Annotated in this window: 20 protein-coding genes; 11 read left to right on the forward strand and 9 right to left on the reverse strand. The window is 66.6% G+C overall.

Annotation, left to right across the window (positions count from 1 at the left end; translation table 11 throughout):
- Window positions 1-139: 139 nt before the first annotated feature.
- Complete coding sequence (locus tag AC0CH3_RS00425; protein WP_465237454.1) at window positions 140-1,261, forward strand: PQQ-dependent sugar dehydrogenase; 1,122 nt, start codon at window positions 140-142, stop codon at window positions 1,259-1,261.
- A gap of 39 nt (window positions 1,262-1,300) precedes the next feature.
- Here the strand turns inward: AC0CH3_RS00425 and AC0CH3_RS00430 are convergent, their stop codons facing one another.
- Together AC0CH3_RS00430 and AC0CH3_RS00435 are read right to left on the reverse strand one after the other, a co-directional pair.
- Window positions 1,301-1,702, reverse strand: coding sequence for a PaaI family thioesterase (locus AC0CH3_RS00430; RefSeq protein ID WP_354304430.1), 402 nt, complete (start codon window positions 1,700-1,702; stop codon window positions 1,301-1,303).
- A complete protein-coding gene (locus tag AC0CH3_RS00435) occupies window positions 1,696-2,118 on the reverse strand; it encodes a PaaI family thioesterase (protein ID WP_354304432.1) in 423 nt (140 codons plus the stop codon). Before AC0CH3_RS00435 ends, AC0CH3_RS00430 begins: the two co-directional genes overlap by 7 nt.
- Window positions 2,119-2,216: 98 nt before the next feature.
- On the opposite strand from AC0CH3_RS00435, the gene AC0CH3_RS00440 reads away from it, so the two are divergent.
- Window positions 2,217-2,999 carry a crotonase/enoyl-CoA hydratase family protein gene (locus AC0CH3_RS00440; protein WP_354304434.1) on the forward strand — a complete coding sequence of 261 codons (783 nt, stop codon included), beginning with the start codon at window positions 2,217-2,219 and terminating at the stop codon, window positions 2,997-2,999.
- A 2-nt stretch (window positions 3,000-3,001) separates the two neighbouring features.
- Here the strand turns inward: AC0CH3_RS00440 and gorA are convergent, their stop codons facing one another.
- From gorA to pgi, 3 genes are all read right to left on the reverse strand, one after another.
- Window positions 3,002-4,357, reverse strand: a complete 1,356-nt coding sequence (gene gorA / locus AC0CH3_RS00445) for a glutathione-disulfide reductase (RefSeq protein ID WP_354304436.1) — start codon at window positions 4,355-4,357, stop codon at window positions 3,002-3,004.
- Window positions 4,358-4,463: 106 nt separating this feature from the next.
- Window positions 4,464-4,841, reverse strand: coding sequence for a DUF4174 domain-containing protein (locus AC0CH3_RS00450; protein WP_354304438.1), 378 nt, complete (start codon window positions 4,839-4,841; stop codon window positions 4,464-4,466).
- A gap of 173 nt (window positions 4,842-5,014) precedes the next feature.
- Window positions 5,015-6,505, reverse strand: a complete 1,491-nt coding sequence (pgi, locus tag AC0CH3_RS00455; protein ID WP_465237455.1) for a glucose-6-phosphate isomerase — start codon at window positions 6,503-6,505, stop codon at window positions 5,015-5,017.
- Window positions 6,506-6,630: 125 nt separating this feature from the next.
- Between pgi and lepB the strand changes: the two genes are divergently transcribed.
- The 3 genes from lepB (at window position 6,631) to era (ending at window position 9,214) form a co-directional block, all read left to right on the forward strand.
- Window positions 6,631-7,440 (forward strand): signal peptidase I, encoded by an 810-nt coding sequence (lepB, locus tag AC0CH3_RS00460; RefSeq protein WP_354304476.1) that lies wholly within the window; start codon window positions 6,631-6,633, stop codon window positions 7,438-7,440.
- The gene (gene rnc / locus AC0CH3_RS00465) at window positions 7,395-8,099 is read left to right on the forward strand and encodes a ribonuclease III (protein WP_354304478.1); all 705 of its coding nucleotides are present in this window, start codon (window positions 7,395-7,397) and stop codon (window positions 8,097-8,099) included. The genes lepB and rnc overlap by 46 nt, the downstream gene beginning before the upstream one ends.
- 176 nt (window positions 8,100-8,275) lie before the next feature.
- Window positions 8,276-9,214 (forward strand): GTPase Era, encoded by a 939-nt coding sequence (gene era, locus AC0CH3_RS00470; RefSeq protein WP_354304442.1) that lies wholly within the window; start codon window positions 8,276-8,278, stop codon window positions 9,212-9,214.
- Between the two features lie 139 nt (window positions 9,215-9,353).
- Here era and AC0CH3_RS00475 read toward each other — a convergent pair whose 3' ends face one another.
- Complete coding sequence (locus AC0CH3_RS00475) at window positions 9,354-10,052, reverse strand: NAD-dependent deacylase (RefSeq protein WP_354304443.1); 699 nt, start codon at window positions 10,050-10,052, stop codon at window positions 9,354-9,356.
- A gap of 205 nt (window positions 10,053-10,257) precedes the next feature.
- Here AC0CH3_RS00475 and AC0CH3_RS00480 point away from each other — a divergent pair, with 205 nt between their 5' ends.
- The 3 genes from AC0CH3_RS00480 to AC0CH3_RS00490 all read left to right on the forward strand — a co-directional run bounded on the left by AC0CH3_RS00480 (window position 10,258) and on the right by AC0CH3_RS00490 (window position 13,311).
- Window positions 10,258-11,037, forward strand: coding sequence for a hypothetical protein (locus AC0CH3_RS00480; protein WP_354304444.1), 780 nt, complete (start codon window positions 10,258-10,260; stop codon window positions 11,035-11,037).
- Between the two features lie 163 nt (window positions 11,038-11,200).
- A complete protein-coding gene (locus AC0CH3_RS00485) occupies window positions 11,201-12,718 on the forward strand; it encodes a fumarate hydratase (RefSeq protein ID WP_354304446.1) in 1,518 nt (505 codons plus the stop codon).
- Between the two features lie 80 nt (window positions 12,719-12,798).
- Entirely contained in the window at window positions 12,799-13,311 is a 513-nt protein-coding gene (locus tag AC0CH3_RS00490) for a DUF2501 domain-containing protein (protein WP_354304447.1), read from the forward strand.
- A gap of 597 nt (window positions 13,312-13,908) precedes the next feature.
- On the opposite strand, the gene AC0CH3_RS00495 is transcribed toward AC0CH3_RS00490, so the two are convergent.
- Window positions 13,909-14,463: a hypothetical protein gene (locus AC0CH3_RS00495; protein ID WP_354304449.1), complete on the reverse strand. Its 555-nt coding sequence runs from the start codon at window positions 14,461-14,463 to the stop codon at window positions 13,909-13,911.
- A gap of 118 nt (window positions 14,464-14,581) precedes the next feature.
- On the opposite strand from AC0CH3_RS00495, the gene AC0CH3_RS00500 reads away from it, so the two are divergent.
- A complete protein-coding gene (locus AC0CH3_RS00500) occupies window positions 14,582-14,962 on the forward strand; it encodes a PRC-barrel domain-containing protein (RefSeq protein WP_354304451.1) in 381 nt (126 codons plus the stop codon).
- Between the two features lie 112 nt (window positions 14,963-15,074).
- On the opposite strand, the gene uvrB is transcribed toward AC0CH3_RS00500, so the two are convergent.
- The gene (uvrB, locus tag AC0CH3_RS00505) at window positions 15,075-17,273 is read right to left on the reverse strand and encodes an excinuclease ABC subunit UvrB (RefSeq protein ID WP_333994651.1); all 2,199 of its coding nucleotides are present in this window, start codon (window positions 17,271-17,273) and stop codon (window positions 15,075-15,077) included.
- Between the two features lie 317 nt (window positions 17,274-17,590).
- Between uvrB and AC0CH3_RS00510 the strand changes: the two genes are divergently transcribed.
- Window positions 17,591-18,421 (forward strand): ferredoxin--NADP reductase, encoded by an 831-nt coding sequence (locus AC0CH3_RS00510; RefSeq protein WP_354304453.1) that lies wholly within the window; start codon window positions 17,591-17,593, stop codon window positions 18,419-18,421.
- Between the two features lie 206 nt (window positions 18,422-18,627).
- Window positions 18,628-19,014 (forward strand): VOC family protein, encoded by a 387-nt coding sequence (locus tag AC0CH3_RS00515; RefSeq protein WP_354304455.1) that lies wholly within the window; start codon window positions 18,628-18,630, stop codon window positions 19,012-19,014.
- A gap of 231 nt (window positions 19,015-19,245) precedes the next feature.
- On the opposite strand, the gene AC0CH3_RS00520 is transcribed toward AC0CH3_RS00515, so the two are convergent.
- Window positions 19,246-20,409: an MBL fold metallo-hydrolase gene (locus AC0CH3_RS00520; RefSeq protein WP_465237617.1), complete on the reverse strand. Its 1,164-nt coding sequence runs from the start codon at window positions 20,407-20,409 to the stop codon at window positions 19,246-19,248.
- Window positions 20,410-20,519: the final 110 nt, after the last annotated feature.

The raw sequence follows: 20,519 nt of genomic DNA on the forward strand, positions 1-20,519 counted from the left end.
CGCGGAGCAAGCCCCGCAGCCTCTTCACCTGGCGATGTAGAGAAGTGATGTCTCTATACGCCGGCTGGCGTTGCTCCGCAAGCGGGAGCAACCTTCGTTCGTCACGCTGCGTTTGCGTTGAGATTTCCGGGAGAAGATCATGATTCGTCGCACGCTGTTCGCCACCACCATCCTGTCCGCCACGTTGCTCGGAGCGACCGTCTCTGCGGCGCAGACCGCGGGCGGCAAGCCGTTCACCGAGACGGTGGTCGCCGATTTCGAGTCACCCTGGGCGATGACGGTCCTGCCCGATGCGCGGATGCTGGTGACGGAGAAGAAGGGGCAGATGCTGCTCGTGTCCGCCGACGGCAAGACGCGGCAGACGGTTGCGACGATCACGGTCGACTCGGCGGGGCAGGGCGGCCTGATGGATGTCGTGCTCGCGCCCGATTTCGCGACGAGCAAGCGCGTGTATTTCAGCTATTCGAGCGCGGGCGAGGGCGGCAAGGGCGTCGTCCTTGCGCGCGGGCGGCTGCGCCCCGACGGCGGGGGTGGTGAGCGGCTTGGCGAGATCGAGGTGATCTTCAGCGCGCGGCCGTTCGTCGAGGGCAATGGCCATTATTCGGGTCGCATCGCGTTTTCGCCCGACGGCAAATATCTGTTCTTCACCAATGGCGAGCGACAGAAGTTCACGCCGGCGCAGGATCCGAAGATGACGCTGGGCAAGGTCCTTCGCCTGACGCTCGACGGCAAGCCCGCGCCCGGCAACCCGCTCGCCGCCAAGGGGTTCGCGCCCGAGGTCTGGACCTATGGCCACCGCAACCTGCTCGGCATCGCGTTCGACGCGCAGGGCAATTTGTGGGAGCAGGAGATGGGGCCGAAGGGCGGGGACGAGGTCAATCTGATCAGGCCCGGCCTGAACTATGGCTGGCCCAACGCCTCGAACGGCAGCCATTATGATGGCCGCGACATTCCCGATCACAAGCCGGGCGACGGTTACGAGGCGCCCAGGGTGTCGTGGAACCCGGTGATCTCGCCGGGCGGGCTGATGATCTATTCGGGCGCGATGTTCCCGCAATGGAAGGGCGATGCGTTCATCGGCGGGCTGTCGTCGAAGTCGCTGGTCCGCGTCGACCTGAACGGCACGACGGCGGCGAAGGGCGATCAGTGGGACATGGGTGCGCGCATCCGCGAGGTGGAACAGGGCCCCGACGGCGCGCTCTGGGTCCTCGAAGACGGCGGTGAGTCGCAGGGCCGGCTGATCAAGCTGACTGCGAAATAAGGTGTTGGACCCATCCCCCTGCCGCGCGGGGGGATGGGATCAATCTCGTACGATCAGGTAGTTCATTCGTGCAGCGGCGATCGGCTTGTCGCGTTCGTCCTGCCACGCGGTCGCCTCGACATTGGCGACGCGCGTGCCAAGCCGCGTCACCACGCCGGCGGCCCGAGTCGGCTTGTCACGCCCGCCGCGCATGAAATCGACCGTGACGTTGACCGGCTTGATGCGTGCGGAGGCGCCATCGCCGCCCTCGGCATTGAGCGCATGGTACAGCGCGGCGATCGCCGCCACTTCGAGCAACCCGGAAATCGCGCCGCCATGGAGGAAGCCGGGGCGGCCGACCACGTCGTTGGCGAACGGCATGACCAGGATCGGCGGCGCGCCGTCCTCGGCTTCGATCGAGACGCCGAGGATCGCCGCATAGGGGGGAAGACCGATCACCATGTTCCGAGCACCATGAACGTCCCCGCGACATGCGCGAGCGGATCGTCGGGGTCGCCGTCATGCGCCTGGCCCCGCACGAACGCGATCGACCGCGTCAGGCGATAGCATTCGCCGCGGCCGATCACCGTCTTGCCGGGCGTCGCCGGGCGCAGGTAATCGACGCGCAGATCGAGCGTCGCATGCGGCACGAACGCGTTGCGCTTGATCCAGATCGCGAGACTCGTCGCCATGTCCATCATCGTGATGATCGGCCCCGACGCGATCACGCCGCTCGACGGATCGCCGACAAGCTTTGGATCATAGGGCAAAGCGAGCTCTGCCCAGTCCGCGCCGTGCGCGTGATAGCGCATGCCGAGCGCGGCGCCGTGCCCGCCAAACCCATGCTTCGAAAATCGCTGTGCATCGAACCCGTCCATGTCCCAACCTCTACACGCCACCGACCGCTGCGCAACATTGCCGCAAATGCGGGGCGGGGCTAGCGTCGCCCGCAACGAGATCAGGAGAGAGGATCGCCATGAACGACCGGGTCACCATCGCCGTTGCCGACGGGATCGCCGATGTCCGCCTCAACCGCGCGGACAAGATGAATGCGATCGACCCGGCGATGTTCGAGGGGATCGCCGCCGCGATCGACCGGCTGGCGGGGATGGCCGAGGTGCGCGTCGTCGTGCTGTCGGGCGAGGGCCGGGCGTTCTGCGCGGGGCTCGACATGGCGTCGATGGCGGGCGGCGGGTCGGGTCTGTCGCTCGACGACCGGGCGTATGGCGACGCCAATCTGGTGCAGCAGGTCGCCTGGGGCTGGCGCATGCTGCCGATGCCGGTGATCGCCGCGGTCCACGGCGTCGCGTTCGGCGGCGGGTTCCAGATCATGTCGGGCGCCGATATCCGCATCGCGCACCCGCAGGCGCGGTTCGCAATCCGCGAGACGTATTGGGGGCTGGTGCCCGACATGGCGGGGATCGCTTTGTGGCGGACGCTCGCGCGCGATGACGTGTTGCGCGAACTGACCTATACTGCGCGCGAATTCGACGGAGCGGAGGCACTGCACCTCGGCTTCGTTACGCGGCTCGATGAGGATCCGCATGCCGCCGCGATGACGATGGCCCGCGCGATCGCCGCGAAGAACCCGCAGGCGATCCGGGGGTCGAAGGCGCTCTACACGCTCGCCGCGGATGCGGACTCGGCGGCGATCCTGCGCGCCGAAAGCGACGCGCAGGGACGGGTCATGCGCAAGCCCAACCAGGTCGAACAGGTCCGCGCCAACATCGAAAAACGCGCCGCGGTGTTCGTCGACTAGGGCTATTTCATCAGGACGAGCTCTTCCGCCATCGTCGGATGCAGCGCGACCGTCGCATCGAAATCGGCCTTGGTGAGCCCCGCCTTCACCGCCACCGCGGCGGATTGCAGGATCTCGGGGCAGTCGGGGCCGATCATGTGGATGCCGACGACGCGGTCGGTCTCGCCGTCGCAGATCATCTTGTACAGCGAGCGCTCGTTGCGCCCCGCCAGCACGTTCTTCATCGGCCGGAAGTCCGACGTGTAGACCTTCACCGAGCCGAGCGCCTGCTTCGCCTGCGATTCGGTCATCCCGACGCCGGCCATCGGCGGGTGGCTGAACACCGCGGCGGGGACGTTCGCGTAGTCGACGCGCGTCGGCTTGTTGCCGAAGAACGTGTCGGCGAACGCCTGCCCCTCGCGGATCGCGACGGGGGTCAGCTGGATGCGGTTGGTGACGTCACCGACCGCGAAGATGCTGTCGCAGCTCGACCTATTGTCGTCGTCGACCACCACCGCGCCCGCCGCGTCGAGTTCGACGCCTGCGGTCTCGAGCCCGAGCCCCTTGGTGTTGGGCAGGCGGCCGGTCGCGAACATCACGAGATCGACGACGATCGGCTCGTGCCCGCTCGTGTGTACGGTCAGGCAGCCGTCCTCGCCCTTGTCGATTCCCTGGAACGCCGCGTTGAAGCGGAAGTCGATGCCCTTGCTCATCGAGATCTGGAGCAGCCGGTCGCGGATCGATTCGTCATAGCCGCGCAGGATCACGTCGGTCCGGTTGATGAGCGTGACGTGTGCGGAAAACTGGTGGAAGATGCCTGCGAACTCGTTGGCGATATAGCCTGCGCCCGCGATCAGCACGCGCTTCGGCACGGCGTCGAGATGGAACACCTCGTTCGAGGTGATGCCGTGCTCGGCACCGGGGCAGTCCGGCACCAGCGGATGCGCGCCGACCGCGATCAGGATTTTCGCCGCGGTCTTCTTGCTGCCGTCGGCGAGTGTGACTTCGTTGGGGCCCGAGACCACCGCACGCTGGTGGATGATGTCGACATGGTTGTTCTCAAGCGTCTGCGTATAGGCGCCGTTGATCCTGTCGACCTCTTCCATGACGTTGTCGCGCAGCGTCGGCCAGCTGAACGCGCAATCGTCGGGCACCTGCCAGCCGAAGCGCTTGGCGTCCTTCAGATCCTCGGCGAAATGCGCGCCGTAGATCAGCAGCTTCTTGGGCACGCAGCCGCGGATGACGCAGGTGCCGCCGACGCGATATTCCTCGGCGACCGCGACGCGTGCGCCGTGTGCAGCGGCGACCCGCGATGCACGCGTACCGCCCGAGCCGGCGCCGATGACGAAGAGGTCATAGTCGAATTGGGTATCGGTCACGGGCTATCCTTGTCGTCGCGCCGCCGCGCTGCGGCTTTGGGTGCCATCTGGGGCAGGGGGGATGCGCGGACAAGCCCGGCGCGGCGATCAGGCTGATCGGCCGGCTCTATCGCCGACCCGCCCGCCGCATCGGCATCGCGTCGATCGTCTGTTCGAGCAGGGCTGTAGGGAAGGGGTGCGCGCTACGCAGTTTCTCGCCGCCGTCCTTGCCGATGAGGATCGCGGTAAAGCCTGTGGGGAGGCGGAACTTGCGGCGCAGCGTACGCGCGGTGTCACCGGCGCCGCGGACCTGATCGCCGACGATCTCGACGACGGTAAGGTCGCGCTCGTCGCGTTTCGCGGTCCAGGTGCCGAGGATGCGGCGTTGCGCGGCAAGCGTCGGGTCCTGCGCGGAAGGTGCCGCGACGATCAGCACGCGACGCTCCCATTGCATCTGCGCGAGGGTGGGAGAGGCGGCGAGCGCGGCAGCTAAGAGGATGGGCATCAAGGCGTAACGCGGGAGGTACGCTCGCGCTCCCTTTTCTACCCTTCCACCCCGGCGAAGGCCGGGGCCCAATCGGGTGAACCGTAGTTTCCTAAACGACCGCCTTCCCAATTGGGCCCCGGCCTGCGCCGGGGAAGTGAAGGTTGGGGGAAGCGCGTTCCCCCAAGCCCAGCTTACCCGAACGCGCGCTTGATCAGGTCATCGGTCGAAGGATCGAACGTCTGCCCGCCCTTCTCCGCTGCCTTCGCCATTTCCTTGCCCAGCTCCACCCCGAACTGGTCGAACGAGTTGATCCCCAGCAGCACGCCGTTCACGAACACCCGGTGCTCGTAGAACGCGATCAGCGCCCCCAGCGTGCGCGCATCGAGATCGTCGAGCAGCAAGGTCGACGACGGCCGATCACCCGAATAGCTGCGCGCCGGATCCTCGACCTGCTTGCCCGCCATCAGCGCCGCACCCTGTGCAAACGCGTTGAGCAACAGCGCCTTGTGATGCTCCTCGGGCAGCGTGTCGCCGGCCTCGATCGACGCGACGAACTCGACGGGCACCAGATGCGTGCCCTGGTGGAGCAGCTGGAACACCGCATGCTGCGCCTCGGTGCCGACCCCGCCCCAGGTGATCGCCGCCGAAGGCCGCCCGAGCGGCTGGCCATCCGCGGTCACCGACTTGCCGTTCGACTCCATCTCCAGCTGCTGAAGATAGCTCGGCAGCAACCGCAGCCGCTCGTCATAGGCAAAGGTCGCGCGCGTCTCGGCATGGCGGATCTGCGTGTAATACAGGTCGGCGAACGCCGCGAGCGCGGGCGCATTCTCGTGCAGCGCCGCGAGGCGGAAATGGCGATCCATCTCGGCCGCCCCCTCGAGCAGCTCCTCGAACCGGTCCCAGCCGAGCGCGATCGCGGCGGGGAAGCCGATCGTCGACCACAACGAGTAACGCCCGCCGACACTCTCAGCGAACGGCAGGATGCGCGTCTCGTCGACGCCCCATTCCATCGCCTTTTCGGGCGCCGCGGTCAGCGCGATCACGCGGCCGTACGGATCCTCGACATTATGCTCGGTCATCCACTGCAGCGCGGCTTCGGCGTTCATCAGCGTTTCGGTCGTGGTGAAGGTCTTCGACGCGACCACCAGCAACGTCGCGGCGGGATCAAAGCGCTCGAACACGTCCTCCAGCGCGACGCCGTCGACATTCGCGACGATCCCGACATCATAGCGCTTGTCGTCACGCCCGAGCGAGTCGACCAGCAGCTGCGGCCCCAGCGCCGACCCGCCGATCCCGACATGCAGGATATGCCGCACCGGACCCAGCGCATCCGCCTCGATCGCGTCGATCAGCGTGCGCATCCGCTGGTGGCTCGCCTGCGCAATCGCGACGCTCTCGGGCTTGCCCTCGCCGCGTTCGGCGGTGTGCTCGACCGCACGGCCCTCGGTCACGTTGACGACCTCGCCCGAGAACAGCGCCTGGCGCTTGCCCGCCAGATCCTGCGCCTTCGCCATCTGCTCGAACGCGGCGACCATGTCCGTGGTCAGATGCGTCTTCGACCAGTCGAAATGGATACCCGCGACGTCGAGGCTCAGCTTCGAGAGGCGCTCCGAGTCCTGCGCGAACAGGTCGGTCAGCGTGGTGGCGGGCAGGGCTTCGATCTTGGACCAGTCGGCGGTCATGCTACTTCTCCGAATAGACGTGCGCGCCGGTCATGCTGCAAGCGCGAGACCGCGACAACGGTCTTTCGGCGTTCGGTATCCTGCATGCGCTTGACGACACGCGCCGGTTGAGCAAACCCGCGAGCATGGCAAAAGACACGAAGACCAAACCGGTGCGCTCCGAAACTGCAGAGACGTTCCGCTTCCTTTTGAAGCTGGCCGTGGTCGTACTGATCCTGCGGAGCTTCATCTTTGCGCCGTTCAGCATCCCGTCCGAATCGATGCTGCCGCGGCTGCTGATCGGCGACTATCTCTTCGTGTCGAAGTGGAATTACGGCTATTCGCGCTGGTCGCTGCCGGGTGGCGTGCCGCTGATCCCCGGCCGTATCTTCGGCAGCACGCCGACGCGCGGCGACGTCGTCGTCTTCCGCGCGCCCGAAGTGCTCGATCACGACGTCATCAAGCGCGTGATCGGCCTGCCCGGCGAGACCGTCCAGATGCGCCAAGGCGTCGCCTATCTCAACGGCAAGGCGATCCCGAAGCTCCGCATCGCCGACTTCACGATCCCGCTCACCGCCAATTTTGACGCCGAGAAATGCGGCGCGCCGTTCGTCGACGTCGTCGCCAACGTCCAGATCTGCCGCTACCCGCGCTTCCGCGAAACGCTGCCGGGTGGCCGCAGCTACGAGGTGCTCGATCAGGCGCAACTCCCCGACCGCGACGATACCGGGCTGTACACGATCCCCGCGGGTCATATCTTCGTGATGGGCGACAATCGCGACGACAGCGGCGACAGCCGGTTCCCCGCGCCGAGCGGCATGGGCTATGTCCCGCTCGAGAATGTCGAGGGGAAGGCGGTCGTCAGCTTCTTCTCGACCGACGGCAACGCCGAATGGCTGAAGCCGTGGACCTGGGTCAGCGCCGCGCGCTGGAGCCGGATCGGGGAAGGCTTTTGAGCGACCTCGCGCAGTGGCTGAAGACCGTGTTCGGCCGCGTTCCGACCAACCTCGCACCCTATGAGCGCGCGCTGACGCATGGCAGCCAGGCCGCGGCAAACTATGAGCGGCTCGAGTTCCTCGGCGACCGCGTGCTCGGCCTCATCATCGCCGAATGGCTGTACGAGCTGTTCGCGACCGATCCCGAGGGCTCGCTGTCGAAGCGCCTCAACGCGCTCGTCACCGGCCCCGTCTGCGCCGACGTCGCGCGCAGCCTCGGCGTCCGCGCGCATCTGAAACTCGGCAAGCAGGCGCGCGACGACGGCGCGAGCGACAGCGACAATGTGCTCGGCGATGTCATGGAGGCGCTGATCGGCGCCTGGTATCAGGAAGCCGGCCTCGACGCCGCGCGCGCCTTCGTCCGCGGCGCGTGGGGGGACAGGGTGCAAGCAGGCGCCAAGGCCCCGCAGCACCCCAAGTCCGCGCTCCAGGAATGGGCCGCCGCGCACAACCGCAAGCCCCCCGAATACACCGTCGTCGAACGCTCCGGCCCCGGCCACGCCCCCAAATTCACGATCCTCGTCTCGATCGGCAAGCTCGCGGAGGCGACCGCCATGGGCTCCAGCAAACAGGAAGCCGAAACCGCGGCCGCCAAGGCGCTGTTGGAAAAGCTCGGCTGACCCGCACCTCTCCGTCATCCTGACGAACGTCAGGATCCAGAGCCAAGAGCGACAGCCTGCGTGACCCTGGATCCTGACTTTCGTCAGGATGACGGATGCGGCGGGTGCGGGAATGACGGCCGCGCGTTTTATCTGTATGAGCGGCGCCGAATATCCCGATGCCGAAAAGAACCTGCGTGACCGAACCTACCATTCCTGAGACTTCCGCCCCCCAATCGGCGACCCCCAAGCATTGCGGCCTCGTCGCCATCGTCGGCGCGCCGAACGCCGGCAAGTCGACGCTCGTCAACGCGCTCGTCGGCCAGAAGGTCGCGATCGTCAGCCCCAAGGCGCAGACCACGCGCGCGAAACTGATGGGCGTCGCGATCGAAGGCGACACGCAGATCCTGCTCGTCGACACCCCCGGCATCTTCGAGCCCAAGCGCCGCTTCGACCGCGCGATGGTCGCCGCCGCCTGGGGCGGCGCGGAAGGCTCGGACATCATCGCGCTGGTGGTCGACGCCAAGGGCGGGATCGGCGGCAAGGTCACGACCATCGTCGAGTCGCTGGTCGGCCGCACCGAACCGATCTGGCTGATCCTCAACAAGGTCGATCTCGCCGACAAGACCAAGCTGCTGATCCACGCGGAAAAGCTCAACGCGCTGCTCCCCTTCGCCGAGACGTTCTTCATCAGCGCCGGCACCGGCGACGGCCTCGCGCACTTCAAGGCCGAGCTCGCCAAGGCGATGCCCGAAGGCCCGTGGCATTATCCCGAAGACCAGGTGTCCGACTCGACCGAGCGCGCGCTCGCGTCCGAGGTCACGCGCGAGCAGCTCTACCTCCAGCTCCACGCCGAATTGCCCTATGCGAGCACGATCGAGACCGAGCAGTATATCGAGCGCCAGGACGGGTCGTTGGAGATCCACCAGCAGATCCTCGTCGAACGCCCGACGCAACGCGCGATCGTGCTCGGCAAGGGCGGTGTCCGGATCAAGGAAATCGGCGCACGCTCGCGCATCGAACTCGCCTCGATCACCGGCAAGCCCGTCCACCTCTACCTGCACGTGAAGGTCAAACCCGGCTGGGACGAAGACCGCGAAGTCTACCGCGACATCGGCCTCGACTGGGTCGAGTAGAGTTCCGCAATACCACCCCGGCGAAGGCCGGGGCCCAATTGGGGGCCGTTCATAACGGGGGGCAGCGCGTCGTTACCTCGACCTCTCCACTTGGACCCCGGCCTTCGCCGGGGAGGTGGCGTTTTCCGCGCGGGACGTCCTAGGCCAGCAATTCCTCCACCCAATCCGGCACCAGCACACCCGCCGGCCCGATCCGCGTCTCCTCGAAGAACACGCTCCCCATCGACGGATCGAGGTTGAGCTCGAGCGTCGCGCCGCCGTGATACGCCGCGGTCTGCACGAACCCCGCCGCCGGATACACCGCACCCGACGTCCCGATCGACACGAACAGATCGCAACGCGCCAGCGCTGCCTCGATCCGCTCCATCTGGTACGGCATCTCGCCGAAGAACACGATGTCCGGCCGCAACGCCGCCGACCCGCACGCGCCGCACACCGACCCTTTCGGCAAAGCCCCGGCCCAGTCCTGCCGCGCGCCACACACCGCACACAGCGCCGACAGTAACTCGCCATGCATATGCAGCATCCGCGTCGCCCCTGCGCGCTCATGCAGGTCATCGACATTCTGCGTAACGATCAGCAGTTCGCCCGGCCACGCTGCATCCAGCCGCGCGAGCGCGTGATGCGCTGCGTTCGGCTCGACCGCCGCCAGCGCCGCGCGCCGCAGATCGTAGAAGCGGTGCACCAGTTCCGGATCCGCCGCGAGCGCCTCGGGCGTGCACACGTCCTCCACTCGGTGGCCTTCCCATAAGCCGCCCGGCCCGCGGAACGTCGCGATCCCGCTCTCCGCGGAGATGCCCGCGCCCGTCAGAACGACGATGTTCCGTATATCCTGCATCGGTGGAGTCTAGGGATGGCGCTGTCGCGAGGATAGCTGCAGCCGCGCCGATATCGCGCCCCACCACGCATCGCGTCGACGGGATGCGTCCGGTTGCTCGGTTCCGGCGTTGAACCGAACCGACCATGTCTTCATGGCCGCCCGCAAATTGCCCGCCGGTGCCGCCATGGTACCGTGCGGCAGGATAATCGAAGGACCCAATGCGATGGTGACGAAAAAGCTGATGCTGCTTAGCGGCGTGATCGCGGTCCTTGGCGGCTGTGGCGATCAGACATCGACCGGCGCCAACAGCGCCACCGCCAACACCAGTGCGGCGGCAAGCCCGGCGTCCGACGTCACGCGCGTCCGCGGTGTGATCACCGCGGTCGGCACCGACGCGCTGACCGTCCAGACCTATGACGGCAAGTCGGTCAGCGTCCCGCTCGACGCGCAGACCAAGGTCGCCTGGGTGGTGAAGTCGGACCTGTCGACGCTGAAGGACGGCGACTTCGTCGGTACGGCGACGACCGGCCCCGACGACGCGCTGCGCGCGGTCGAACTTGTCATCTTTCCCGAGGCGATGCGCGGGGCCGGCGAAGGGCATTATCCCTGGGACGTCCCCGGCGCGGTCGCGGCCGCAGGCGGCGGCATGAACGGGTCGAGCGCGATGACCAACGGCACCGTCGACGGGCAGAGCGCGATGACCAATGGCACAGTCGATGGCCAGAGCGCGATGACGAACGGTACCGTCGATCAGCAGAGCGGCATGACCAACGGCACCGTCACTGGTGGTGCAGGCAAGCCCGGCGAGACGAAGCTGAGCATCTCGTACAAGGGCGGCAAGGCGCAGGTCGTCGTTCCCGTCGGCACCCCGATCGTCCGGTTCGAGCCGACCGAGCGCTCGGTCCTGGCGAAGGGGCAGAAGCTGTTCGCGGTCACGCCGGCCGGCGCGTCGGGTGCCAAGTCGGTCGCCGTCGGCAAGGACGGCCTGACCCCGCCGATGTAATCCGGCTCGGCCGCCGCGCCGGTACGCCGGCGACGCGCGCGACGCGTGTCAGGAGGGGCAGGGCCGCTCCTCCTGCCATGCGGCTGCCGGGACGCCCGCCGGCTTCATAAATCACATGATCGACGCTAAGACGCCTGCAACCCTGTATCCATAAAGGCGCTGCATGACCGTCATCACCGAAGCCGACCTGATCGAAAGCGTCGCCGACGCGCTCCAGTTCATCAGCTATTACCACCCGATGGATTACATCCGCGCGCTCGGCGTCGCGTACGAGGCCGAGAAATCGCCCGCCGCCAAGGATGCGATCGCGCAGATCCTCACCAACAGCCGGATGTGCGCGGAGGGCCACCGCCCGATCTGCCAGGATACCGGCATCGTCACGATCTTCGTCAAATGGGGCCAGGACTGCCGTCTCGACTCGACGCGCTCCTTGCAGGAGGTCGTCGATGAAGGCGTGCGCAAGGCGTATCTCAACCCCGAGAACAAGCTGCGCGCCTCGATCCTCGCCGATCCCGCCTTCACGCGCCGCAACACCAAGGACAACACGCCGAGCGTGATGCATGTCGAGATGGTGCCGGGCAACACCGTCTCGATCGACGTCGCGGCCAAGGGCGGCGGCAGCGAGAACAAGTCGAAGTTCAAGATGATGAACCCGAGCGACTCGATCGTCGACTGGGTGCTCGAGATGATCCCGCAGATGGGTGCCGGCTGGTGCCCGCCGGGCATGCTCGGCATCGGCATCGGCGGCACCGCGGAAAAGTCGATGATCCTCGCCAAGCAGTCGCTGATGGGCGCGATCGACATGGCGCAGCTGAAGGAGCGCGGCCCAAGGAACGACATCGAGGCGCTGCGGATCGAGATCTACGACAAGGTCAACGCACTCGGCATCGGCGCGCAGGGGCTGGGCGGGCTCTCGACGATCCTCGACGTCAAGATCTTCGACTGGCCGACGCACGCCGCGTCGAAGCCGGTCGCGATGATCCCGAACTGCGCCGCGACGCGCCACGCGCATTTCGTGCTCGACGGCTCGGGCCCGGTCTATCTCGAAGCGCCCAAGCTCGAGGAATGGCCAGATGTGAACTGGACGCCCGACAAGGCGGCGATCCGCGTCGATCTCGACACGCTGACCCCCGAGGTGGTGCAGACCTGGAAGCATGGCGATCGCCTGCTGCTGAACGGCAAGATGCTGACCGGCCGCGACGCCGCGCACAAGCGGATCGCCGACATGCTGGCCAAGGGCGAGGAGCTCCCCGTCGATTTCCGCGGTCGCGTGATCTATTATGTCGGCCCCGTCGATCCGGTCGGCGCCGAGGTGGTCGGCCCCGCGGGCCCCACCACCGCGACACGCATGGACAAGTTCACGCGCATGATGCTCGACCAGGGCCTGCTCGCGATGGTCGGCAAGGCCGAACGCGGCGCGGATGCGACCAACGCGATCGCGGAGCGCAAGTCCGCCTATCTCATGGCGGTCGGCGGCGCGGCGTATCTCGTCGCGCGCGCGATCAAGGCATCGAAGGTCGTCGGCTTCGAGGATCTCGGCATGGAGGCGATCTACGAATTCGAGGTCGCCGATTTCCCGGTGACGGTCGCGGTCGATTCGGCGGGCGAGAACGTCCACCAGCTCGCCCCGCTCGTCTGGCGCGAGAAGATCGCGCGCGAGGGCTTGCTGACCCCTGCGTGATGCCGGGGCCCGCCGAGGCCGATAGATGGGAACGGGGAGGGTGGCCCCTCCGTTGACCGTGCGAACCACAGGAGTTTCGTATGTTCAAGCCCGCCACCCCCGTTCTCGCGATCGCAATCGCGGCTCTCATGACGGCCGGCGCCAGCGCGCAGACCAGCACACCGGCGCCCGCGTCCACCCAGTCCAATGGGGGTCTCGGAGGACTTGGCGACAGCCTCGGTGGCCTTGGCGGCGGACTGGGCGGACTGTTCGGTGGCGCAGCGCCGAGCATCGGGTCGATCGGCGCGGGCAATGCCGCAGGGCTGCTCGGCTATTGTCTCAAGAACAACCTGCTTGGGCAGGGCGGGATGCTTGGCGGGTTGACCGGCGGTCAGACCGGCGCGCGCGCGGCACCGCAGGCCAGCGGCGCGCAGTCGATCCTGCAACGCCTGACCGGGCGCAAGGACGTGCAGACCTCGCCCGGGTTCGCCGCGGGGCAGGCGGGGCAGGTCCAGGCCGGCAATGGCCAGACGCTGGCGCTGGGGAATCTCGGCGGGCAGGTGAAGACGCAGCTTTGCAACGTCGTGCTGAAGCGCGCGAAGGCGTTTCTGTAAGGCGGATCGGGAGGGGAGGCGGAAAGATCCCGCTTTTCCTCCCCCCGTCATCCTCTCCTCCCGTCATCCTGACGAAAGTCAGGATCCAGGGTTATAAAGCGCGCTGTTGATGGCTCTGGATCCTGACTTTCGTCAGGATGACGGCGCGTCTGGGTAGGAAGCGGTACCACGTCACACCGCGGGTATCGGTCGCTGTCGCAAGGCCGGCGCGACTCACACCTCCGCGAAAATACTTCACCACAAATGAAAAGAGGTTGCCGAGGCGCATCCCTGCGACCCGGCAACCTCCAGACATGGTCAGCGGCCGGAGAGCTCCAGCCCGGAGGACCATGCGTACCACCTCATCCTGTGACACACGCGTTGACTGGGGGAGGATACCCCCCACGCATGTCGTCGGATATTAGCGGTGCGTCCCCCGAACGAACCGAACCGAACTCACTGCTGAACCATGAGACATCGGATCACCTCCTTTCGCTTGTTGAAAAAACACGACCAAGCTTGGCCGCGACCGCAATGTGTGCCGAGTATGGCCGCGATACAAGCCTTGATTTGGATAAGATTTCGATCGATCCTTCGCGGCTGTCGCTTGGCCGCAAATCAGCTGCGGCAGTCCTCCGCGACCCGCCCGATCTCGGCCCAGGCGGGGACGACGAGCGGCGGCTGGCCGGGCTGATCGATCACGAACCGGCCGCGGCTGAACCCCATCGCCTCGAGCAGCGGATCGGTCGCGGTCAGTGTTGCGGCGACGGTGGTCGCGGTCATGGGCTGGACGGGCAGCGCCCGCGTGACGCTCGACGTGCGGATCGTCAGCGGGGTGACCGCGCTCGCAGTGCGCGAGAGCACGACCTGGCGCGCGGCGGTGTCGCAGCGCAGCGTGAGGACGGGTGCACCCGGCGACGTCCCGAACGACGCGAGCGAGCCGCCGGGCTCGCGGCGATACGTCCAGGTTCCGGGTGTATAGGGCCAGTCACGCCAGTCCGCGGTCAGCGGCATCGGGCGCGGCGCCGGTGCGGGGCGCGCGACCGGGGCAGGCGCGGGCGGTGCCTCAACCGTGCGCGGCGCGACGCAGCCGGAAAGCAGCGCGAGCGTGGCGAGGCTGGAGAAGCTGGCGGGCGTTCGCCAGCCGGCGGCGGAAAGGATGGAGACGCGCATCGCAGCGCTATGCGGCACGCATGGGCAGGGCTCAAGTCGCGGCGGTGGACAGGGTGTGGGAACCGGCGCACGCTGATACCGGTTCAGCGACGGAAGATTCTGAATCAGGAGAAGAATGATGTCCGATACCGCTGCTGCACAGACGCCGACGCAATTGCTCGTTCAGGCGAATATCTCAGGGACGATGAAGGTCGAGAGCCGCGATGGCGATGCGGTCGGATCGGTCTATGCGTTCATGGTCCACAAGGGCACGGGCCGTGCGACGCATGCGGTGCTCAGCCTCGGCGGCTTCCTCGGCATGGGCAAGAGCTTCTATCCGCTGCCGTTCGCGCTGCTCCAGTTCGACGCGGTCCGCGACCTGTACGTCGTGACGATCGACAAGCGCGTCCTCGAAGGCGGCCCGAGCTGGGCAAACAACGCACCCGTGTTCGACCAGGCCTATGCCGACCGGGTGGCCAGCTATTACGGGTCGAGCAGCGAAGACCTCGTCGTCGGCTAACCTGACCCCTTCGTCATCCTGACGAAAGTCAGGACCCAGAGTAACTGACCGCAGCGTCGGCGGCTCTCGGCCCTGACTTCCGTCAGGGTGACGAAAGCGGCGGATGGGCGCCTCAGCGCGAGCGCGAGCCGCCCATCCGCATCTTCTGGCTCTTCCCGTAGCGCGTCTTCCGCGTGCCCGGCTTGCCCTCGTTCGAGCGGCCCATGACCGGCGCCTTTTGCTGGTCGACGGGCAGACCCAGCTCCTCGTTCTCCAGCTGCCGGATCTCGTCGCGCAGCCGCCCCGCGGTCTCGAATTCGAGATCGGACGCAGCCTTGCGCATCTGCTTTTCCAGATCCTCGATATACGCACGCAGATTGTGGCCGACCATGTGCGGGCGATCCTCGTCGATCGGGATCGTCACCTGATCCTGGCTCGCGACATGCGCGATGATGTCACCGATGTTGCGGCGGATCGTCGTCGGCGTGATGCCGTGTTCGGTGTTGTACGCGACCTGCTTCTCGCGACGCCGCGCGGTCTCGTTCATCGCGCGCTCCATAGAGCCCGTGACGCGGTCGGCATACAGGATCACGCGGCCGTCGACGTTACGCGCCGCGCGACCGATCGTCTGGATCAGCGAGGTCTCGGAGCGCAGGAATCCCTCCTTGTCCGCATCGAGGATCGCGACCAGCCCGCATTCGGGAATGTCCAATCCCTCGCGCAACAGGTTGATGCCGATCAGCACGTCGTACACGCCGAGCCGCAGGTCGCGGATCAGCTCGATCCGCTCGAGCGTCTCGACGTCGCTGTGCATGTAGCGGACCTTGATCCCCGCCTCGTGCATATACTCGGTCAGATCCTCCGCCATCCGCTTGGTCAGCGTCGTGACGAGCGTGCGATAGCCGAGCGCGGTGGTCTTCCCGACCTCGACGATCAGGTCCTGCACCTGCTCCTCGACCGGCTTGATCTCGACGGGCGGATCGATCAGCCCGGTCGGGCGGATGACCTGTTCGGCGAACACGCCGCCGGTCTGCTCCATTTCCCAGCTGCCCGGCGTCGCGGAGACATAGGTGGTCGGCGGGCGCATCGCGTCCCATTCGTTGAACCGCAGCGGCCGGTTGTCGATCGCGCTCGGCAGGCGGAAGCCATATTCGGCGAGCGTCAGCTTGCGGCGGTGATCGCCGCGCGACATGCCGTTGATCTGGCCGATCGTGACATGGCTCTCGTCGACGAACAGCAGCGCGTTGTCGGGCAGATATTCGAACAGCGTGGGGGGCGGCTCGCCCGGCATGCGGCCGGTGAGGAAGCGGCTGTAATTCTCGATCCCCGCGCAGCTGCCGGTCGCCGCGATCATCTCCAGATCGAAGTTCGTCCGCTGCTCCAGACGCTGCGCCTCGAGCAATTTGCCCTCGAGCACCAGCTCCTTCAGCCGCTCCGCCAGCTCGTGCTTGATCGCCTCGCCCGCCTGTTTCAGCGTCGGGCCGGGCGTCACGTAATGCGAGTTCGCATAGACGCGCACCGAGTTGAGCGACGCGACCTTCTTGCCGGTCAGCGGGTCGAACTCGGTGATCTCCTCGATATCGTCGCCGAAGAACGAGATGCGCCACGCGCTGTCCTCGTAATGCGACGGGAAGATTTCGAGCGTGTCGCCCTTCACGCGGAAATTGCCGCGCTGGAACGCCGCGTCGTTGCGCTTGTACTGCAGCGCGACGAGCTTGCGCACGATCTCCCGCTGGTCGACCGTCGTGCCCTTCTTCAGGTCGAAGATCATCGCCGAATAGGTCTCGACCGAGCCGATGCCGTACAGGCACGATACCGACGCGACGATGATCACGTCGTCGCGTTCGAGCAGCGCGCGAGTCGCCGAATGCCGCATCCGGTCGATCGACTCGTTGGTCGAGGATTCCTTCTCGATATACGTGTCCGACCGCGCGACATACGCCTCGGGCTGGTAATAATCATAATAGCTGACGAAATATTCGACCGCGTTGTCGGGGAAGAACGACTTCATCTCGCCGTACAGCTGTGCCGCGAGGATCTTGTTCGGCGCGAGGATCAGCGCGGGGCGTTGCACGCGTTCGATCACACTCGCCATCGTGAAGGTCTTGCCCGACCCGGTGACGCCGAGCAGCACCTGGTCCTTCTCGCCCTCGCCGATCGCCGAGACCAGCTCGGCGATCGCGGTCGGCTGGTCGCCCGCAGGGGCGTATTCGCTGACGAGCTTGAACGCCTTGCCGCCCTCGACCTTGGCAGGCCGTGCGGTCGGACGGTGCGGGACGAAGGTGTCGCCGGTTTCGGGCTCGGCGAGACTGGTGCGGATCTGAATGGCCATCGAGGGGGAATATGGGGAACAGATGGAGCGACGGCAACGTGTGCGGTGGCCTTCGCCCCGGTATGATCCGTCATCCTGACGAAAGTCAGGACCCAGGGTCCCGGGGGCAGCCCTTTGCGGCTCTGGATCCTGACTTTCGTCAGGATGACGGGCGTGGGGTCGGCAAGAGCAGGTCGTGTAACCTGCGGTGACGGCGGCGCTTTGTGTCCCCCCAAGCTTTGCTGTTGTTGACCCATACCCCGCGCGCCAATAATGCGACCGTTTCGCAAGCCATCGATCCGCCGACGCCCCCCGCGCGCAGGCCAAGGAAAAGACGCATGACCGCCCCTATCGTCGCCGAAACGCGCGCGCCCGCGCTGATCCCCGAAACCCCCGCGTTCCTCAACGCCAAGGTGCTCTGGGTCCGCCACTGGAACGAACATCTGTTTAGCTTCGCGATCGAGCGCCCGTCGAGCTTCCGCTTCCGCTCGGGCGAGTTCGTGATGATCGGCCTCCCCCAGGAGGGCGGCAAGCCGATCATGCGCGCCTATTCGATCGCCTCGCCGCATTATTCGGAAGAGCTCGAATTCCTGTCGATCAAGGTCGAGGATGGCCCGCTGACCTCGAAGCTCCAGCTGATCCAGCCGGGCGACGAAGTGTATCTCGGCAAGAAGCCGACCGGCACGCTCGTGCTCGACGCGCTGCTCCCGGGCAAGCGCCTCTTCATGTTCTCGACCGGCACCGGCCTCGCGCCGTTCCTCAGCCTGATGCGCGATCCCGACGTCTATGCGGCCTATGAGCAGGTCATCGTCGTGCACAGCGTGCGTCGCGTGAGCGATCTCGCCTATCATGACGAGATGGTCGGGCTGCTCGCCGAGGACCCGCTGATCGCCGACGAGGCCAGCACGCAGTTCCACTATATCCCGACCGTGACGCGCGAGCCGTTCCGCACCACGCGGCGGATCGGCGCGCTGATCGAGGATGCGTCGCTGTTCGGCCACCCGGTCCGCGGCGAGCAGAAGCTCAACCCCGAGACCGACCGCGCGATGCTGTGCGGCTCGACCGAGATGATCAAGGAATTCGCGGTGATGCTCGAAGCGAACGGCTTCGAGGAGGGCGCGAATTCGAAGCCGGGCACGTTCGTGATCGAGCGCGCCTTCGTCGGCTGATCCTCCGTCATCCTGACGACTCCCCGTCATCCTGACGCCCCCCCGTCATCCTGACGAAAGTCAGGATCCAGAGCCACATAGCGCGAGCATCGTGGCTCTGGATCCTGGGTCGAGCCCAGGATGACGGATTTAGTGGCGGGAAGAGCGCATTGTCTCCGCCGCTGAACGGGTCGATATGCCTCCTCAAATACGAAGGGGAGAGAATCATGATCGGCTACGCAACGCTCGGCACCAACGACATCGACGCCGCGCTTACCTTCTACGACGCGCTGCTCGCGACGGCGGGCGGCAAGCGGCTCATGCAGATGCCCGATGATCGCATGCTGACCTTCTACGGCGCCGGCGCGCACAAGCCGATGCTGGTGATCGGCAAGCCCTATGACGGCCAGGCCGCGACCGCCGGCAACGGCACGATGGTCGCGCTGGCCGCGGATTCACGCGCGCAGGTCGATCAGGTCCATGCCAAGGCGATCGAACTCGGCGGCGCGGACGAAGGCGCCCCCGGCCTGCGCGGCCCCGAAGAAATGGGCTTCTACGGCGCCTATTTCCGCGATCTCGACGGCAACAAGCTCTGCGTGTTCAAGATGGGGTGAGAGGCCTGCACGATTGGGCGATTACCACCCCGGCCTGGATACCACCCCGACTGAGTCACCACCCCGGCCTAATATACCACCCCGGCGAAGGCCGGGGCCCAGTTGGAAAGGTGGCAATAATCAAGCGCTGTCCGCTGCCAGCAGCCGCCCCCAACTGGGCCCCGGCCTCCGCCGGGGTGGTGGCTCTATCGGCCTACGGAGCGGCAAGCTCTCTGAGCTAAATACATCGGCCTACCGCAGCGCCCGAACCGCCGGCGTATCAAGGCACTTCAGCAAAGCCGCCCGCGGCATCGGCGTCCCCGTCACCGGCTTCACATATCCCCCAACTTCCACCGGCCGCCCGATCGCCACCGGCGCGAACCCGGTCTGCCCGGTGCACCGCATCGCCGCCGCAAGCAGCCTGGGCGGTGTGTCATACCCCTCGAACGACAGCCGGAACGTCCCCCAGTGGATCGGGATCGCCCGCGCGGCACCCAGCCGGCGATAGACCTCGACCGCATCGACCGGCCCGATATGGCTGCCCGACTCCATCTGCCCGTCGACGAACCGGAACGCGCCGATCGGGATCAGCGCCAGCCGGATCGGGCCCAGTGCCGCAGCCTCGACCGGCCACCTCCCGTCACCCATCCCGGTATCGCCCGCAAAGAACACGTTCCCGCCCGGCAGCGTTACCACGAAGCTCGACCACAAGGCGCGGTTGCGATCGGTGAACCAGCGGCTGCCCCAGTGATGGTTGCGCGTGACGCTGACCGAGACACCGGGCTTGATCGCCACGCGCTGCCCCCAATCGAGCGCGGTCGCCGTCGCGCCGGTCTGGCCGATCACGCTGTCGTTCCCAAGGCTCGTGACGATCCGCGGCCGATCGCGCTGCCACAGACGGTCGAGCGTCGCCTTGTCGAGATGGTCGTAATGATCGTGGCTGACCAATACGAGATCGATTTTCGGCAGCGCATCGAATGCGATCCCCGGCGCGGCGACACGCCGCGGGCCCGTGCCGAGCGGCCCCGCCTTTTCTGCCCACACCGGATCGGTCAGGATGTTGAGCCCCTGCGTCTGGATCAACACGCTGGCATGGCCGACCCACGTCACGACCATTCGCTCGCCCTCGACGCGCGCGGGCGGCGCGATTCGCTGCACCGCCACCGAACTGGGCCAGGCCGGCCGCCCGTCGCTGCCCGTGAAATAGCGCCAGAAGAAGCCCGCGCGGCCGCCCCCCGCAGGCTGGATCTGCTGCGTATCGGCGTCGTTGTCCGGATTGGCGAAGCGCGCGCCGTCGAAATGACCCGTGGCGGGGCCCCGGTAATAGATCCGGTCGAGGAAGCGCGGGACGATCGTCACGGCCAGCGCCACGATCACGACCGTCAGAAGCAGCACGCTTCCGACGATCCTCAACACCAGACGCACGCCGTTTCCCCAAGATTGTTGTCGACGCGTAACGCATCGTGCGGCGCATCGTTCAGACCGCTTGGCGCGACGCTTCAACCCCGATAGCTTCGACAAAAGGG

The sequence above is a fragment of the Sphingomonas sp. AC449 genome (genome assembly GCF_979253475.1).